This window comes from Klebsiella sp. PCX, from assembly GCF_021869705.1.
GTDB classification, from domain to species: Bacteria; Pseudomonadota; Gammaproteobacteria; order Enterobacterales; family Enterobacteriaceae; genus Klebsiella; species Klebsiella quasipneumoniae.
The window spans coordinates 3572369-3589072 of the sequence record NZ_CP091527.1 but is presented as its reverse complement, the minus strand read 5'-3'; the positions used below and the strand labels follow the sequence as shown (position 1 = coordinate 3589072).

At 58.4% G+C, this 16704-nt stretch carries 15 protein-coding genes; 5 read left to right on the top strand and 10 right to left on the bottom strand.

The window, feature by feature from the left end; all coding sequences use genetic code 11:
• The first annotated feature begins 13 nt into the window (after nucleotides 1-13).
• From rsuA to GQR96_RS17030, 3 genes are all read left to right on the top strand, one after another.
• Entirely contained in the window at nucleotides 14-733 is a 720-nt protein-coding gene (gene rsuA, locus GQR96_RS17040; protein ID WP_064178377.1) for a 16S rRNA pseudouridine(516) synthase RsuA, read from the top strand.
• A complete protein-coding gene (locus GQR96_RS17035) occupies nucleotides 730-1926 on the top strand; it encodes a Bcr/CflA family multidrug efflux MFS transporter (protein WP_004201661.1) in 1197 nt (398 codons plus the stop codon). The genes rsuA and GQR96_RS17035 overlap by 4 nt, the downstream gene beginning before the upstream one ends.
• Before the next feature lie 330 nt (nucleotides 1927-2256).
• Nucleotides 2257-2601, top strand: coding sequence for a YejG family protein (locus tag GQR96_RS17030; protein ID WP_002912974.1), 345 nt, complete (start codon nucleotides 2257-2259; stop codon nucleotides 2599-2601).
• Nucleotides 2602-2604: 3 nt separating this feature from the next.
• Here the strand turns inward: GQR96_RS17030 and yejF are convergent, their stop codons facing one another.
• The 9 genes from yejF to GQR96_RS16985 form a co-directional block, all read right to left on the bottom strand.
• Complete coding sequence (yejF, locus tag GQR96_RS17025) at nucleotides 2605-4194, bottom strand: microcin C ABC transporter ATP-binding protein YejF (protein ID WP_065905078.1); 1590 nt, start codon at nucleotides 4192-4194, stop codon at nucleotides 2605-2607.
• 1 nt (nucleotide 4195) lies between these two features.
• The gene (locus tag GQR96_RS17020) at nucleotides 4196-5221 is read right to left on the bottom strand and encodes a microcin C ABC transporter permease (protein ID WP_065905076.1); all 1026 of its coding nucleotides are present in this window, start codon (nucleotides 5219-5221) and stop codon (nucleotides 4196-4198) included.
• Entirely contained in the window at nucleotides 5221-6315 is a 1095-nt protein-coding gene (locus GQR96_RS17015; protein ID WP_004201658.1) for a microcin C ABC transporter permease YejB, read from the bottom strand. Before GQR96_RS17015 ends, GQR96_RS17020 begins: the two co-directional genes overlap by 1 nt.
• A gap of 9 nt (nucleotides 6316-6324) precedes the next feature.
• Complete coding sequence (locus GQR96_RS17010; protein ID WP_048295217.1) at nucleotides 6325-8130, bottom strand: extracellular solute-binding protein; 1806 nt, start codon at nucleotides 8128-8130, stop codon at nucleotides 6325-6327.
• A 68-nt stretch (nucleotides 8131-8198) separates the two neighbouring features.
• Nucleotides 8199-9761, bottom strand: a complete 1563-nt coding sequence (locus GQR96_RS17005; RefSeq protein WP_065905074.1) for a cyclic di-GMP phosphodiesterase — start codon at nucleotides 9759-9761, stop codon at nucleotides 8199-8201.
• Between the two features lie 187 nt (nucleotides 9762-9948).
• Nucleotides 9949-10518, bottom strand: coding sequence for a bifunctional murein DD-endopeptidase/murein LD-carboxypeptidase (gene mepS / locus GQR96_RS17000; protein WP_004201653.1), 570 nt, complete (start codon nucleotides 10516-10518; stop codon nucleotides 9949-9951).
• Between the two features lie 426 nt (nucleotides 10519-10944).
• The gene (locus tag GQR96_RS16995) at nucleotides 10945-11658 is read right to left on the bottom strand and encodes a phosphatase PAP2 family protein (RefSeq protein WP_004201651.1); all 714 of its coding nucleotides are present in this window, start codon (nucleotides 11656-11658) and stop codon (nucleotides 10945-10947) included.
• A 37-nt stretch (nucleotides 11659-11695) separates the two neighbouring features.
• Entirely contained in the window at nucleotides 11696-12673 is a 978-nt protein-coding gene (locus GQR96_RS16990; RefSeq protein ID WP_065905072.1) for a CobW family GTP-binding protein, read from the bottom strand.
• 120 nt (nucleotides 12674-12793) lie between these two features.
• Nucleotides 12794-14260, bottom strand: coding sequence for a mannitol dehydrogenase family protein (locus GQR96_RS16985; protein ID WP_065905070.1), 1467 nt, complete (start codon nucleotides 14258-14260; stop codon nucleotides 12794-12796).
• A gap of 207 nt (nucleotides 14261-14467) precedes the next feature.
• Between GQR96_RS16985 and uxuA the strand changes: the two genes are divergently transcribed.
• A complete protein-coding gene (uxuA, locus tag GQR96_RS16980; RefSeq protein ID WP_004201648.1) occupies nucleotides 14468-15658 on the top strand; it encodes a mannonate dehydratase in 1191 nt (396 codons plus the stop codon).
• Nucleotides 15659-15728: 70 nt separating this feature from the next.
• On the opposite strand, the gene yeiP is transcribed toward uxuA, so the two are convergent.
• Complete coding sequence (yeiP, locus tag GQR96_RS16975) at nucleotides 15729-16301, bottom strand: elongation factor P-like protein YeiP (RefSeq protein ID WP_002912951.1); 573 nt, start codon at nucleotides 16299-16301, stop codon at nucleotides 15729-15731.
• A 147-nt stretch (nucleotides 16302-16448) separates the two neighbouring features.
• Here yeiP and GQR96_RS16970 point away from each other — a divergent pair, with 147 nt between their 5' ends.
• Entirely contained in the window at nucleotides 16449-16703 is a 255-nt protein-coding gene (locus GQR96_RS16970; RefSeq protein ID WP_004201647.1) for a YkgJ family cysteine cluster protein, read from the top strand.
• The last annotated feature ends 1 nt before the right edge of the window (nucleotide 16704 follow it).

Sequence of the window (16704 nt, the reverse complement as noted above, 5' to 3'; positions counted from 1 at the left end):
CTAAAAAAATCTCATGCGACTTGATAAGTTTATCGCTCAGCAGCTTGGCGTCAGCCGGGCTATTGCCGGGCGTGAAATCCGCGGCAGCCGCGTTACCGTGGACGGCGACATTGTAAAAGATGCTTCCTTTAAGCTTCAGCCGGAGCACGAGGTGGAGTATGACGGGAACACGCTGACCCAGCAGAACGGCCCGCGCTATTTTATGCTCAACAAGCCGCAAGGGTACGTCTGTTCCACCGACGATCCCGATCATCCGACTATCCTTTATTTCCTCGACGAGCCGGTGGCGCATAAGCTGCACGCCGCCGGACGGCTGGATATCGACACCACCGGACTGGTGCTGATGACCGATGACGGCCAGTGGTCGCACCGCATTACCTCGCCACGCCACCATTGTGAAAAAACCTATCTGGTGGCGCTGGAAAGCCCGCTGGCGGAAGGGACCGCGGAGCTGTTCGCCAAAGGGGTCCAGCTGCATAACGAAAAAGATCTCACCAAACCGGCGGTGCTGGAAGTGATCACTCCGACCGAAGTGCGCCTCACCATCAGCGAAGGCCGCTACCATCAGGTGAAACGCATGTTCGCCGCCGTGGGTAACCACGTGGTTGGCCTGCATCGGGAACGCATCGGCGACATCCAGCTGGATGAATCGCTGGCGCCGGGTGAATATCGTCCGCTGACGGAAGCGGAAATCGCCAGCGTGGGCGCCCCGCAGCCACGGAGTAAAACGTGACGCTGAAGCAGAATTCTTCACTGGGGATTGTGTTTATCCTTGGCCTGCTGGCCATGCTGATGCCGCTGTCGATCGATATGTACCTCCCGGCCCTGCCGGTGATCGCTGCCCAGTACCACGTGCCGGACGGCAGCGCGCAGATGACCCTCAGCACCTATATCCTCGGCTTTGCGTTGGGTCAGCTGCTGTACGGTCCGATGGCTGACAGCCTCGGCCGCAAGCCGGTGATCCTCGGCGGAACGCTGGTCTTCGCGGCGGCGGCGGTGGCCTGCGCCCTGTCGCAGACCATCGAGATGCTGATCGCCATGCGCTTCTTCCACGGTCTGGCGGCCGCGGCGGCCAGCGTGGTGATTAACGCCCTGATGCGCGACATCTATCCGAAAGATGAGTTTTCGCGGATGATGTCGTTTGTCATGCTGGTGACGACCATTGCGCCGCTGGTGGCGCCGATGGTCGGCGGGGCGGTGCTGGTCTGGTTCAGCTGGCATGCTATTTTCTGGATCCTCGCCCTGGTGGCCCTGCTGGCCTCGCTGATGATCGGCCTGTTTATCCGCGAAACGCTACCGGCTGAAAGGCGTCAGCCGTTCCACCTGCGCACCACGCTGGGTAACTTTGCCACCCTGTTCCGCCATAAGCGGGTCCTGAGCTATATGCTGGCGAGCGGCTTTAGCTTCGCGGGCATGTTCTCTTTCCTTAGCGCCGGGCCTTTCGTCTATATCAATATTAACCACGTTGCGCCTCAGCACTTTGGCTACTATTTTGCGCTGAACATTGTCTTTTTGTTCCTGATGACCATGTTCAACAGCCGGTTTGTGCGGCGAGTCGGGGCGTTGCGCATGTTCCGCGCCGGGCTGTGGATCCAGTTTGCCATGGCGGTATGGATGGTGGTTTGCGCGCTGCTCGACGTCGGTTTCTGGTCGCTGGTGATCGGCGTGGCGGCCTTCGTTGGCTGCGTATCGATGGTGTCGTCTAACGCTATGGCGGTGATCCTCGATGAGTTTCCGCATATGGCGGGCACCGCTTCGTCGCTGGCGGGGACTTTCCGCTTTGGTATCGGGGCGATTATCGGCGCGCTGCTGTCGATGGCGACCTTTACCACCGCCTGGCCGATGCTGATCTCTATCGCCTTCTGCGCCACCAGCTCTATTTTCTTCTCGCTTTACGCTTCCCGCCGGCGAAAAATCGCACGCTAGGTCACATTTTCAGGGGCGAAATCGCCCCTTTCTTGATGCATGTCAACCGCAATGGGCTTCAGGGTTCTGTGATTTGTTTCCTTTATGTAAAATCAATTAGTGTAAAAAGTCGCATTGTTGCGATAAAAAAGTTGTTTTGGATCACAGAAACGGGTACATATAGCGCCAATCGGCTTGCCGGGTTAAAAAATAACACGCTGGAATATAAGCGCTTAACCCTGGTCCGACGCGGCTGTAAACGTTTTCTGCGTCTGAGCAGGACTATTTGTCAACAGTGTGTTAATATTGATGTAAATTTATTGTGAAGCCTTTTGCTTCCGGGGAAACCACGTGAATACACAACAACTCTCTATCGTACACCGTCTGCCGCAGAGCTATCGCTGGCTGGCCGGTTTTGCGGGTTCCAGAGTTGAACCGATTCCGCAAAACGGCGCGCAGAACGAAAACAGTCTCGTCGCCCTGAAACTGCTGAGTCCGGACGGTGAAAAAGCCTGGCCGGTGATGCATAAGCTCAGCCAGGCGTTAAGCGACATCGAAGTCGACTGTTCCGTTCTTGAGTGCGAAGGCGAACCCTGCCTGTTCGTTAATCTGCAGGATGAGTTTGCCGCCACCTGTCGTCTGAAAAATTTTGGCGTGGCGATCGCCGAGCCCTTCTCCGGCAATAACCCTTTCTGACCGTCAGCTTAGCGCCAGCAGCTGGCGGGTATACTCATGCCGGGGCGCGCTGAAGACGGACTGGCACTCGCCCTGTTCAACCACCACTCCCTGCCGCAGCACCATCACCTGGTGACACAGCGCGCGCACCACGCCTAAATCATGGCTGATAAAAATATAGGCCAGCTGATGCTTCAGCTGTAATGCTTTCAACAGATTCAGGATCTGCGCCTGAACGGTTTTATCCAGCGAGGAAGTCGGCTCGTCGAGGACGATCAGCTGCGGCTTGACGATTAACGCTCTGGCGATGGCGATACGCTGGCGCTGGCCGCCGGAGAATGCCGCCGGGTAGCGCTGGCGGCTGGCCGGATCGAGCCCGACCTCCTGCATGGCAAAAATTACCGCCTGTTCGCGTTCGACTGCCGTCAGCGTCTGCTGGTGGACGCGCAATCCTTCTTCAATAATCTGCTGCGCCGTCAGGCGCGGATTGAGCGACGAGTTCGGATCCTGAAAAACCACCTGCATCTGCCGGCGCAGCGGCAGCAGCTGTCGACGGTTACGCCCCTGAATCGGCTGACCGGTAAAGGTTATCCTGCCCTCGGATGAGATCAGGCGCAGCAGCGCCAGACCGGTGGTGCTTTTCCCCGATCCCGATTCGCCCACCAGCCCCAGCGTCTCGCCGGCGCGTAGCTGAAAACTGAGGCTGTTGACCACCCGATGGTGATCGACAACCCGGCGCAGGATCCCTTTGCGAACAGGAAATGCCACGTTTAAATCGTCCACCTGCAGCAGCACCGGGGCATCGACGGCCAACGGCACCGGCTCACCGTCCGGTTCGCTATCCAGCAGGCGTTGGGTGTAGGGATGAGCCGGCGCGCTGAACAGCGCCCGACAGTGATTGTGCTCCACGCAGCGGCCGTTCTGCATTACCGCCACCCGGTCAGCCAGCTGGCGGACGATGCTCAGGTTATGGGTAATAAACAGCATCCCCATGTTCAGCTCCCGCTTCAGCTCGCGCAGCAGCTGCAGAATTTGCGCCTGCACTGACACATCGAGGGCGGTGGTCGGCTCGTCGGCGATCAGCAGCTCAGGGCGCGTCAGCAGCGCCATGGCGATCATCACCCGCTGGCGCTCGCCGCCGGAGAGCTGGTGCGGATAGTCCGCCAGCCGCCGCGGCGCCTGTCGGATCCCGACGCGCTCCAGACAGTCTAGGATCTCCCCGCGCGCCGCCTCTTTGCGCATTCCCCGGTGTAACGACAGCACCTCGTAGAGCTGTTTTTCCAGGGTATGAAGGGGATTGAGCGACACCATCGGCTCCTGAAAGATCATCGCGATCCGGTTGCCGCGCACGCCGCGCAGGGTCGTCTCATCCGCATGCAGCAGCGACTGGCCATGAAAACGGATATCGCCGCTGGGGTAGCTGGCCGGCGGGGTAGGGAGCAGCCGCAGCACCGACAGGGCGGAGATGCTCTTACCGGAGCCGGATTCACCCACCAGGGCCAGCGTTTCGCCGACCGCCACCTCGAGCGACAGATTATGCACGACGGTCTGCGTCTCGCCCTGCTGGCGAAAGGCGATAGAGAGATTGTCGATAGCTAACAGCGGGTGGGTCATATTACACCGCCTTACTGGGGTCAAAGGCGTCGCGAACCGCTTCACCGATGAAAATCAGCAGCGTCAGCAGCACGGCGACGGAAAGAAACGCGGCAATACCCAGCCAGGGCGCCTGCAGGTTGTTTTTGCCCTGCAGGAGCAGCTCGCCGAGTGAGGGCGAGCCAAGCGGCAGGCCGAAGCCGAGAAAATCCAGCGACGTCAGGGTGGTAATAGAGCTGCAGAGAATAAAAGGCAGGAAGGTAAGGGTCGCCACCATCGCGTTGGGCAGCATATGCCGCAGGATGATCTGCCGGTCGCTGACCCCTAACGCCTGCGCCGCCCGGATGTAGTCGTAGTTGCGGGTGCGGAGAAATTCAGCGCGCACCACGCCCACCAGCGTCATCCAGCCAAACAGGACGGTGATCGCCAACAGCCACCAGAAGCCCGGCTGCACCACGCTGGAGAGCAGAATGATCAGAAACAGCGTCGGCATGCCGGACCAGACTTCGATAAAACGCTGCCCCCAGAGGTCGATTTTACCGCCGTAATAACCCTGGATCGCCCCGGCCAGCACCCCCAGCACGCTGGAGAACAGCGTCAGCAGCAGGCCAAAGAGTACCGAGATGCGCGTCCCATAGAGGATCCGCGCCAGCACATCGCCGCCGTTGGCGTCGGTGCCGAGCCAGTTGCTGGCTGAGGGCGGCGAGGGAAAAGGAACCGTGCTGGCAAAATTGATCGTCGTCGCGCCGAAGCGCACCGGCGGCCAAAGCGCCCAGCCGTGGCTGGCCAGCTGGTGCTGCAGCCACGGATCCTTATAGTCAGCGGCGGTGGCGAATGCGCCGCCGAAGGTCTGCTCGGTGTAGTTTTTTAATACCGGGACGTACAGCTGGCCCCGGTACTGCACCAGCAGCGGCCGATCGTTGGCCAGCAGCTCAGCCCCCAGGCTGCAGAGGAAGAGAATTAAAAACAGCCACAGCGACCAGTAACCGCGACGGTTGTGGCGAAAGCGCGCCCAGCGGGCCTGATTAACGGGACTGAAGAACGACATTAGCGGCCCTCAAAATCAATACGCGGGTCGACCAGCGTATAGCTGATATCGCTGACGATATTAAGCAGCAGGCCGATCAGGGTGAAAATATAGAGCGTCCCGAACATCACCGGATAGTCGCGGGAGACCGTCGCTTCATAGCCCAGCAGCCCCAGACCATTCAACGAGAACATCACTTCGATCAGCAGCGAGCCGGTAAAGAACATACTGATAAAGGTGGCTGGGAAACCAGCGATCACCAGCAGCATGGCGTTGCGGAACACGTGTCCCCAGAGGATCTGTTTCTCCCCGACCCCTTTGGCGCGGGCGGTAACCACATACTGTTTGCGGATCTCGTCGAGGAAGCTGTTTTTGGTCAGCATGGTCAGGGCGGCGAAGCCGCCGATCACCGTCGCCAGCACCGGCAGGGTGATGTGCCACAGATAGTCGAGGATCTTTTCATACCACGGCAGGGTGTCGAAGTTTGGCGAGACCAGACCGCGCAGCGGGAAGAGGTCGAAATAGCTGCCGCCGGCAAAAATCACGATCAGCAGGATGGCGAACAGAAAGGCGGGGATCGCATAGCCAATGATAATCAGCGTACTGCTCCAGATGTCAAAGCGGCTGCCGTTGCTGACGGCTTTGCGGATGCCCAGCGGAATGGAGACCAGATAGATGATCAGCGTGCTCCACAGCCCGAGGCTCACCGAGACCGGCAGGCTGTCTTTAATCAGCTGCAGCACGGAGGCGCTGCGAAACAGGCTGTCGCCAAAATCAAAGCGCAGATAATCGCCCAGCATCTTCAGGTAGCGCTCGTGCAGCGGTTTGTCGAAGCCGTAGCGGTGGGTGATCTCGGCGATGACTTCCGGATCGAGGCCGCGCCCGCCGCGATAGTGCCCCTCGCTGATATTGCCGGCGCCGGTGCGGGCATGGCTGGCGCCCATCCCGCCGTCGCCGGCGCCTGGCATTCCGCCGTGCTGACCAAATTCGATGGCGGCGATGGCCTGGTCGACCGGGCCGCCGGGGGCGATCTGCACAATAAAAAAGTTAATGGTGATGATGGCCCACAGGGTGGGGATCACTAACAGCAAACGGCGGATCAGGTAACTGCCCATGGTATGTCCTTAGCGTCTGTCCGCGGGGAGGGTGGCCGCTTTGTTCACGTCATACCACCAGGTATCAAGGCCGGACGAATAAATGGGGCGGGTTTTCGGGAACGAGAATTTATTCCACCACGCGGTGCGGTCCTGCGCCATATACCACATCGGCAACATATAGTGGTTCCAGGTGAGGACGCGGTCCAGCGCCCGGCCGAGCGGGATCAGCTTCTGCTTATTACCCTGCCACTGCAGGATCTGCGCAATCAGTTTATCTACCACCGGACTCTGCACCCCCGGCGCGTTGTAGCTGGAGTGAATATAGTCTGACGCCCAGGATATTTGCAGGTCGGTCCCCGGCCAGGGCATGGCACGCCACAGGCTTGGCATCATGTCGTAATCGCGGCTGCGGCGGCGGTTGCTGTACTGCGAGTTATCCACCTGACGAATATCCATGACGATCCCCAGGCGCTGCAGGTTGTGCTGGAACGGCAGCACCCAGCGGTCATTGCTTCCGGCCGGCATCAGCAGCTCAAAGCGCAGCGGCTTACCGGTGGCGGCGTTAACCCGGCGCTGGTTCTTCACCGTCCAGCCTGCCGCGTTGAGCAGGGCGTCGGCTTTGAGTAAGTTGGCGCGGTCAAAGCCATCGCCGCGGGAGACCGGCGGCTGGTAAACCTGGCTGAAGAGCTCGGGGGGCAGTTCGTTTTTCATCGGCGTCAGCAGGGCCAGTTCGGCCGCGTCGGGCAGGCTGCGGGCGGCATATTCGGTGTTCTGGAAATAGCTATTGGCGCGCTGATAGGCGCTGTAGAACAGCGCTTTGTTCATCCATTCAAAATCAAACGCCAGGGTAATGGCCTCCCGCACCCGGCGATCGGCGAATACCGGGCGCTGGATATTGAACGCCAGCCACTGGGTATCCTGCGCCGAGGTGTTGGCATACTCCTCTTTGATGATATAGCCGCGGCTGAAGTTGCGGCCAACGTAGCGGGTAGCCCAGTTTTTGGCGACCGTCTCTTCCCGGCGGTCAACGGCCCCGGCTTTAAAGGCTTCAAAAGCGACGTTGTCGTCAAGATAATAGTCATAGCGCAGCGTATCGAAGTTCCAGCGACCGCGGTTGACCGGCAGGTCGGCCGCCCAGTAGTCGGCGACCCGGGAATAGGTAATATACTGTCCCATCCGCCAGGCGCTGATGCGATAGGGTCCGCTGGCCAGCGGTGGCTTTGACAGCGGGTCGCTAAGTTTGTGATGGCGCCAGAACGCCTCGGGCATCACCGGTAGGCTCAGCAGGCTCAGCATATTCTCTTTACCGGGCTGGCCGAGGTCGATACGCACAGTCAACGGCGCGATGGCCTTCACGGTGGTGCCTTTATAAAAGAGGCGGAACTGCGGCACCCCTTCGGTCATAAACTTCTTGAAGGTAAAAGCGACATCCTGGGCGGTGATTGGCGTGCCGTCGTGAAAACGGGCGCGGGGGTTGAGAGCGATCTCCATCCATGAATAGTCCCCGGCGTAGCGCGCCCGCTCGGCAATCAGCGGATAATAGCTCCCGGGCTCATCATCCGAAGTGGTGAACAGGGGATCGTAGAGCGCCTCAGTTCGTACCGCGGGATTGCCGCGCAGCGCATAGCGGTTGAAGTTGTCGAAGGTGCCGATTGCCGCCAGGGTGAGGGTACCGCCTTTCGGCGCCTGTGGATTGACATAATCAAAATGGCTGAAACCGGCGGCGTACTTGGGCTCGCCGATAATCGCGAAGGCGACGCTTTCCTGAATGGATTGCGCGTTAGCGCTCAGGCTAAACAGAGCAAGCAGAAGCAGAAAAAGTCGCGCATACATAGGCGGCAGAATACCCCGTCATAGCCGGCCCCCATGGCCGACTTCTGTTCCCGCATCATAAGTGAGACTTAACGCGTTGTGAAATAGTTCGCGGGTTCATCGTGCGCGGCCACCAGCGCCGCCAGCGACAGCGGCCGGCTGATCCAGTACCCCTGCAGGAAATGAACCCCCTGAGCGCGGAGCCACTCCGCCTGCTCCTGGGTCTCCACCCCTTCGGCGATGGTCATTAATTTCAGCCGGCGGCTGAGGGTCAGCACCGCATCCAGCACCGGCGAGGTAACAGTTTCTGTGCCAATCGCCTGCACAAAGCCGCGATCGATCTTCAGATAGTCGAAGTTATAGCGCTCAAGATAGATCAGCGCGCTATGCCCGGTGCCAAAATCATCAATCGCGATTTCAAAACCGTGCTGGTGGAGCCAGGCGAAGTTAGCCATCGATTTTTCTTTATCAATCATCGCCCGCTCGGTCACCTCCAGCACCACGTGAAAATGGCCGGCGGGCAGCGCGGCGGCGAAGCGCAGCATATCGTCGCGGAAGCTGTCGGCCTGCAGATGGGCAGGGGATATATTCAGCCCCAGCTTGACGCCGCGCGGCAGAATACGCTTCAACACCGCAGCATCGCGGGCGATCAGCGCCAGCAGGTGATCGGTCAGCGGCACGATCATCTGCTGGGTTTCCGCGAGGTTAATAAAGATGTCAGGCGGGATTTCGCCCACCACCGGATGGCGCCAGCGCATCAGGACCTCCACGCCCGTGATCCGCAAGGTCTGAGCATTCACCACCGGCTGATAGACGATGTAGAACTGGTTGTTTTTGATCCCCAGGAGAATGGATTTTCGCGGATCGGATTTGATCGTCAGCACGTAATAGCAGAGTAGCCCCGCCAGCAGGCCGCACACCACCCCGAGCAGCAGAGCAAACTGCGTATTTTCCGCCAGCCAGCTGTTGGCATACAGGTAGACCTTCAGCGGTAAACCCTCGATCTGTGTCTGGCGGATCGGCGCGTCATGCAGCGTTTGCGGATCCACCAGCCGGTTACTGAAGGTGGAGATGGCGGTGTGATCGATGGCCAGCGCAATGCCGCTGAAATCATTCTGCCGTGCAGAATAGAGGATATACGGTGTGAGATTGGCGTTAATCGACACGAAAATGCCGCTGTTTTTATCACCAGGTTTTCCTACCCACAACGCCAGCGCCGCGCTCTTCGGCATCATCGGCGTGCCCGGCAAAATGGCCATATCAAGGGGTTTGCGGATATCAATGGCCGGGATCAGCTGGGTGAGGGGGGTATCCATGGCGCCGGTTGCCGAGGAGCAAAAGGCCACGCCGTTTTTGACCAGCAGAAAGGCGCGGACGTTAGGGCTGAAAGCGGCATGGGAGGTGAGCCCGGAGTCAATATTCTCGCAGGGCTGGTCCACCAGCGGCTGCAGGCCGTTGATGGTCTGCCGCAGGTCGTGAAAGTAGCTCTTCAGATAGGTATTAACGTTGTTGATAATGGCGTCGAAACGCTCCGCCCGGTTATGGTAAATCACCATAAACTGAATGCTGCCGGCCAGTAGCGCGACGATAACTCCCACGCACAAGCTGGTTATCCAGGTTTTACGCTGGGGCGAAAAGTAGCGAGTCAGCATAGCTATAGTCTTTCCGTGTTATTGATGCGCAGCAACGGGTTGTCAGTCGTCGTTTTTCTCATTCCCACTTAAAAGACATAGCTTATTTTGCGTCGTTCAGAATCAGGTGGCAAAAAAAAACACTGCCGGGGCAGTGTTTTTTATCCCGCTTCCAGCCAAGGGATAACCGGCGGCGGTAGAGGACAGTTTACGAGCGGCTCAGGACTCGACGCGCTTCGTTGTAGCGCTTTTTCCAGTATGGCTCATCCATGCTGGAGATAGTCACCCCGCTGCTGGTAGAGGCGTGAACAAACTGGTTGTTGCCGAGGTAGATCCCTACATGGCGGCCGGTAGAACCGGCACGGAACAGAACCAGATCGCCAGTACGCAACTGGGTACGGGAAATCGATTTTCCGGTTTCCTGCTGTTCAGAAGTTGAACGCGGCAGTTCCAGACCAAATTGTTCGCGGAAGGTGCGCTGCACGAACGCCGAGCAGTCGATACCTTTGCGGGTGCTGCCGCCGAGGCGGTAACGCACGCCTTTCCAGCTGGCATACTGATCCATTAAACGGGACTTCACGTCCAGGTTACGGACCATCGTTTCAAATTCATCCTGAGAGGCTTGCAGTGATGATAAATCGCCACTACCCACAGCATGCGTCTCAGAATGCATATTCCTGGCGGTACTTGTTGAACTACACGCGGAAAGCAGAACCGCTACTGCAATCGCGGGGGCTACCCGCAAGATGTATCTCAAAATCGGCTGAGATTTGACCATGCTGTTTATTTTCCCTTGTTGTCCTTAACGACAATGTCGTTATAAAAATGCCAAACGTGTTAGAGCCTAAATACCCATCCGCAATGAGACAATTCCTTAAGCTTAAATTTGTGCAGTCACGCACAATTTTATTCACGCCTTGAATTAATGTTGCGGAAAAGGCAAAACGAGAACGAGATTACCCTATCAAACGCCGCATGGCGAGCGGTTTTGCGCGATTTCTTATAAGTATTTTGGTGACAAAAAGTGAATCATCGGGAAAGGCCAAAATAGCGACAATATCGGGCAAAAAACAGACAATTCCTTCATTTGTCACGGGATTAATGTGACAAGAAGATGAACGTGATGTAGAAAAAAAGGACAATTGAAAAAAAGGGACCCAAAAGGTCCCCTTATAGATAATGAGTCTGGCGACTGCCGGAGACATTATTTGGCTGATATTCCACCGGGTAAGTAGCGATCGAAAAAGGCGATCAGTTTATCGCTCAGGGGAGTCATCAATACCCAGGGCGCGCCAATCAGCACGGCGGTCAGCGAGCCGACGGCAATATCGCTGAACCAGTGGGCGCCAATCATCACCCGCGGGAAAGCAAAGACCACAAATATCACCAGCGCCACGGCCAGCGCGCGGCGACCAAAATAGCGCCACATAAAGCTCGCGAAGATCAGCAGCATCATCCCATGATCGCCGGGGAAGCTGTCCTTGGAAGCATCCTTAGTGGGGAAGTTAACGACGTCGCTGACGCGGGTTACATCGCTGAAAAACAGCGACGGGCTGGCGCGCTGAACCGGCATCAGGTGCTGCGCCAGCTGGTTGATGATCACCGCCGCCAGCAGCATCACCAGGCCCATAATGGCGATCTGACGACGGCCTGCCGCCGGCGCCTTGAGCCAGTAGCTAAGCATCAGGCACCCCATAGCCAGCAGCGAGCAGGCGTCGAAGGCGCGATTGTTGATGATCGCCAGCAGCCAGGCGTAAGCGCGGCTGACGCTGACGCCATGGTTAAAGAAATGGAAGATCGCGGAGTCAACAGGCGCCCACGCGCCGTGGTTGGCTGGCAGATACCAGGAGCAAAATAGCGCCACACCCGCGATGTTTAGCAGCAAGATTAAAGGAATTCGGTTTTTCATCATAGCCATTGCGATTTTGTGACAGTCGGCGGCAACCTTAGCCGCCTTAACTTAAACGAAGCCTCAACAATGAGGTCTGGAGCGCATTCCAGTCGGCTTCATTAGCGGAGATAAGCTCGATGCGGCTATCGGGCGGTGCAACGCTGAGGGTCTCGATATGCAGATCCTCACCCTGGCGGTTGATCCGCACCGCCCCTTCGGCAATGCGCAGCACACCTTTGACGCGCGCCACCGGCGCCAGCCGGGCCCACTCCAGCAGGGCGATGGTGTCAAAGACCGTTTCCGCGTCGAAGATCCAACCGCAGGCCTGATAGCCCTGGCCGCTGTTAAGGTGGCGGCGCCAGCGCTGGTGTTCCGCCAGGCTAAGGGCGGCGAGACCGGCTGTTGGGGGATGGCGATGGGCGTGCTCCCCGCTCGCCGGCAGTGGGGCGGTGTTCCGTCGTGGCTCATCAAGCAGGGCGAGGTCGATATTCCCCTGGGTCGCCGACACCTGGCGACGCTCGCCGCCCCAGCGTTGCCACCAGTCGGCAAACGCCTGAGCGCTTTCGGGCGTTTCCCGATCGCTTTTATTGGCCACGATGATATCCGCCGCCGCCAGCTGGTCGCGAAAGTTGTCGTTGTTGACCGCTTTCTCGTCCAGTAGCTGACGCGGATCGAGGATGCACAGGGTCGCGCGCAGATCGATCCAGGGTTCATACACCGCCGCGGTGAGAATATCGAGGATCTGCTTTGGATGGCCAAGTCCGGTAGGTTCGATCAACAGACGATCGGGTTTCCCCTGGCGCAGCAGGGTGTTCAGTCCGACCTGCATCGGCAGGCCATTGACACAGCACATGCAGCCGCCGGGGATCTCTTTGAGCAGGGCGCCGCTGTCGGCCATCAGCGCGCCGTCTATCCCGACTTCGCCAAACTCGTTAACCAGTACGGCCCATTTTTCATCCGCAGGCTTCTGCGCCAGCAGATGAAGAATCGAGGTCGTCTTACCGCTGCCGAGAAAGCCGGTGATCAAATTGGTTCTGGTCACTCTTTTCTCCAGGATAAATGTAATGTTGTAACAGTTATGCCTATCCTGACGAAAAAAGAGGGAAAAGAGAAGTCCTGAGGCGGACAGAAGGGAATTCTGTCCGCATAAGCGCAAATATTGTTAAGAATCGAGCGCGCGGGCAACTGCCTCGCGGGCGCCGTGCATCGCCAGCTGCTGCCAGGCGGCGCGGATCCCGGTCACAAACAGGGCGTTGTGCGGCAGGTCGCGGCCAAATATTTCCTCCAGATCCAGCAGGGCGTCAACACGCTGCTGCTCATCGCTCTGCGCCACCCGCTGCTGGATCTTGTCCACCAGCGGATCGCGCACGTCGATGGCCTGACCGGCATCGTCCGTGCCGCTGACGTAGCGCATCCAGCCGGCCACGCCGAGGGCCAGCAGCGGCCAGCGGCTGCCGCGCTCAAGATGCACGCGAATACCGTCGAGCATGCGCTGGGGTAGCTTCTGGCTGCCGTCCATGGCGATTTGCCAGGTACGGTGTTTGAGCGCCGGGTTGCTGAAGCGCGCGATTAAGCTGTCGGCATAGGCCGCCAGGTCGACGCCGGTAATGGTCAGCGTCGGGGCCTGTTCGTCGAGCATCAGCTGGCGGGCGGCGCGGCGGAAGACCTCATCCTGCATGCAGTCGCTAACGTGCGCATGACCTGCCAGATAGCCAAGCCAGGCGAGGAAAGAGTGGCTGCCGTTGAGCATCCGCAGCTTCATCTGCTCCCAGGGCAGCACGTCGTCGGTCATCTGCACGCCTGCCGTCTCCCAGGCGGGGCGCCCGGCGACAAAGTGGTCTTCGACTACCCACTGAATGAAGGGTTCGCAGCTGATGGCGCAGGGATCTTCCACTCCCAGCACGGCGGCGATTTCTGCCAGCGACTCGGCGGTGGCGGCGGGAACAATGCGATCCACCATGGTGCCCGGGAAGCTAACGTTGTCGGCGATCCAGCTCGCCAGCGCCGGACTGCGTTTTTCCGCCATGCCGAGGACGGCATTTTTCACCACGTGGCCGTTATCGGGAATGTTATCGCAGGAGAGCACGGTAAAGGGCGGCAGGCCGCGTTCCCGGCGGCGGGCCAGCGCTTCAACTAAAATACCGGGAGCCGACTGCGGGAGCGTCGGATTTTCCAGATCGTGAACGATGCGCGGATGCGTCGGATCCAGCTTGCCGGTCGCCGGATCGATGCAATAGCCTTTTTCCGTGATGGTCAGCGAGACAATCGCCACCTGCGGCTCGCAAAATTTCTCGATAATCGCCGCCAGCGAATCGAGCCTGGCGTTCAGGCATTCGTGCACTGCGCCGATAATAATGGGCTGATTACCGTCGGCGCCTTTTTCCAGTACGGTAAACAGGTGGTCCTGTTCGCGCAGCTGGCTCATCAGCGTATCGCCGCTGAACAGACTGATTTCGCAGATCCCCCAGTCGCCGCCGATGTTATTCAGCACGCGATCGGTCAGCAGCGCCTGGTGCGCGCGATGAAACGCGCCAAAGCCGAAATGGACAATACGCGAGCGGAGCTGGCTGCGATCGTACTGAGGACGTTGCACGTTTTCCGGTAGCGTAGCGGTTGCAATTGTTGTCATTCTTCACACACCTGTTTAACTGCTTATTAACATTGCCAGTCTAAAGTTATATGACAGGAAATTAAATTGGTAAGCCGAAATTATCCGCTGACTGTGAGCTGGATCAATCAATGCACCGGCACTGTTTGCAGCCTGCTGAGAAACATGTATGGTAGTCGTCATTAGTGTCGCCATTATTGGTATAACAACTTTTGTGAGGGCATAGCGATGGAGCAAACCTGGCGGTGGTATGGGCCGAACGATCCGGTATCGCTTGATGATGTACGGCAGGCAGGGGCGACCGGGGTCGTCACTGCGCTGCACCATATTGCAAACGGTCAGGTCTGGCCGGTCGACGAGATTAAAGAGCGTCAGGCGCTGTTAGCGGCGAAAGGGCTGACCTGGTCGGTGGTCGAAAGCATTCCGGTGCACGAGGATATTAAAACCCACAGCGGGCAGTATACGACCTGGATTGCCAACTATCAGCAGAGCATCCGCAACCTCGCGGCCTGCGGCATCGATACCGTATGCTACAACTTTATGCCGATCCTCGACTGGACGCGCACCGATCTGGAATATGAGCTGCCGGACGGCTCCCGGGCGCTGCGTTTCGATCAGATCGCCTTCGCCGCCTTTGAACTGCATATCCTCAAACGCCCGGGGGCGGAAGCGGATTACAGCGAAGAAGAGCAGCGCCAGGCCGAGGCGTATTACAAGGCGATGAGCGAAGCGGACATTGAGAAACTGACCCGCAATATCATCGCCGGCCTGCCGGGGGCGGAAGAGGGTTACACCCTCGACCAGTTCCGCGCGCGTCTGGCGGAATATGACCACATCGATAAAGCGCAGCTGCGCGAAAATATGGCCTATTTCCTGCGGGCCATCGTGCCGGTGTGCGAAGAGGTGGGGATCCGTCTGGCTGTGCATCCGGACGATCCGCCGCGGCCGATCCTTGGCCTGCCGCGTATCGTCTCGACCATTGAAGATATGCAGTGGCTGAAAGAGACAGTGGACAGCATTAATAATGGCTTTACCATGTGCACCGGATCCTATGGCGTCCGCGCCGATAACGATCTGGTGAAGATGGTGGAGACCTTTGGCGATCGTATCCACTTTACCCATCTGCGCTCCACCTGCCGTGAAGCGAACCCGAAAACCTTCCACGAGGCGGCGCACCTTAGCGGCGACGTTAATATGGTGGCGGTGGTGGATGCGATTCTGCGTGAAGAGCAGCGGCGTAAGCAGGCCGGCGATCTGCGCCCGATCCCCTTCCGTCCGGATCATGGTCATCAGATGCTCGACGATCTGCGCAAGAAAACCAACCCAGGCTATTCGGCGATTGGCCGTCTCAAGGGGATGGCGGAAGTACGCGGCGTGGAGCTGGCGCTGAAGATGACCAAATACCCTGAACTGCTGTAATCGCGGCAATGGGGATAATAAAAAGGACAGCCAGCGGCTGTCCTTTTTTATGTCAACTCGTCACGGAAGATTAATCCGCGCGGCCCATATAGCGGCACTCTTCGATATGAATGCGGATTTTCTCACCGGTGGTCAGGTATTCCGGCACCTGAATCACCAGGCCAGTGCTCATGGTGGCGGGCTTGGTGCGGGAGCTGGCGGATGCCCCTTTAATCCCCGGCGCGGTTTCGATAATTTCCAGGTCCACGGTCTGCGGCAGCTCAAGCGCCAGCAGCTGCCCATCCCAGGTCAGCACCTGCATATCCGGCATGCCGCCTTCCGGAATAAACTGCAGCTCTTCTTCGATCTGCTCTTTTGTGAAGGTGTAAGGGGTGTAGTCTTCTTTATCCATGAACACGTATTCGTTGCCATCGACATAAGAGAAGTCAACGAAACGGCGGGTCAGGGTCACGGTATCGACGATATCGTCGCCTTTGAAGCGCTCTTCTACTTTCAGGCCGGTACGCACATCGGAGAAGCGCATTTTATACAGTGTCGCAGCACCGCGGGCGCTGGGTGACTGAATATCGATATTTTTCACAATCAGCAGCTTGCCGTTGTAATTCAGCACCATACCTTTTTTAATTTCATTCGCTCTTGGCATTGCAGTAATCCTGTCACTTAACGAGTCAAAAATATCGCGTAAAACTACTCGCGCCCGGGCGTTCAGGCAAGTGGAATTCGCGAGTTTTGCTATCTTCTGGCAAAACGTTTAGGCTGTGGCGCAAAATGAGCGTTCGGGAGCTGGGTTGTGGAATGTCGTACTGATTGTGGCGCATGTTGCATCGCCCCCTCTATATCATCGCCGATCCCCGGTATGCCGCAGGGCAAGCCGGCCAACACTCGCTGTATTCAGCTCTCCGAGCACAATCTGTGCCTCATTTTCGGTTCCCCACTGCGCCCGAAGGTGTGCGCCAGCCTGCAGCCCTCGCCGGAGATGTGCTTGACTCATCGTGATGAAGCCATTACCTGGCTGCTGGCGCTTGAGCTGGCCACCGCGCCCTGAG

Excerpts from the sequence above, each read along its gene's own strand:
- rsuA (WP_064178377.1), top strand. The coding sequence starts at position 14 with ATGCGACTTGATAAGTTTATCGCTCAGCAGCTTGGCGTCAGCCGGGCT.
- yejF (WP_065905078.1), bottom strand. The coding sequence starts at position 4,194 with ATGACCCACCCGCTGTTAGCTATCGACAATCTCTCTATCGCCTTTCGC.
- GQR96_RS17020 (WP_065905076.1), bottom strand. The coding sequence starts at position 5,221 with ATGTCGTTCTTCAGTCCCGTTAATCAGGCCCGCTGGGCGCGCTTTCGC.
- GQR96_RS17015 (WP_004201658.1), bottom strand. The coding sequence starts at position 6,315 with ATGGGCAGTTACCTGATCCGCCGTTTGCTGTTAGTGATCCCCACCCTG.
- GQR96_RS17010 (WP_048295217.1), bottom strand. The coding sequence starts at position 8,130 with ATGTATGCGCGACTTTTTCTGCTTCTGCTTGCTCTGTTTAGCCTGAGC.
- GQR96_RS17005 (WP_065905074.1), bottom strand. The coding sequence starts at position 9,761 with ATGCTGACTCGCTACTTTTCGCCCCAGCGTAAAACCTGGATAACCAGC.
- mepS (WP_004201653.1), bottom strand. The coding sequence starts at position 10,518 with ATGGTCAAATCTCAGCCGATTTTGAGATACATCTTGCGGGTAGCCCCC.
- GQR96_RS16995 (WP_004201651.1), bottom strand. The coding sequence starts at position 11,658 with ATGGCTATGATGAAAAACCGAATTCCTTTAATCTTGCTGCTAAACATC.
- GQR96_RS16985 (WP_065905070.1), bottom strand. The coding sequence starts at position 14,260 with ATGACAACAATTGCAACCGCTACGCTACCGGAAAACGTGCAACGTCCT.
- uxuA (WP_004201648.1), top strand. The coding sequence starts at position 14,468 with ATGGAGCAAACCTGGCGGTGGTATGGGCCGAACGATCCGGTATCGCTT.
- yeiP (WP_002912951.1), bottom strand. The coding sequence starts at position 16,301 with ATGCCAAGAGCGAATGAAATTAAAAAAGGTATGGTGCTGAATTACAAC.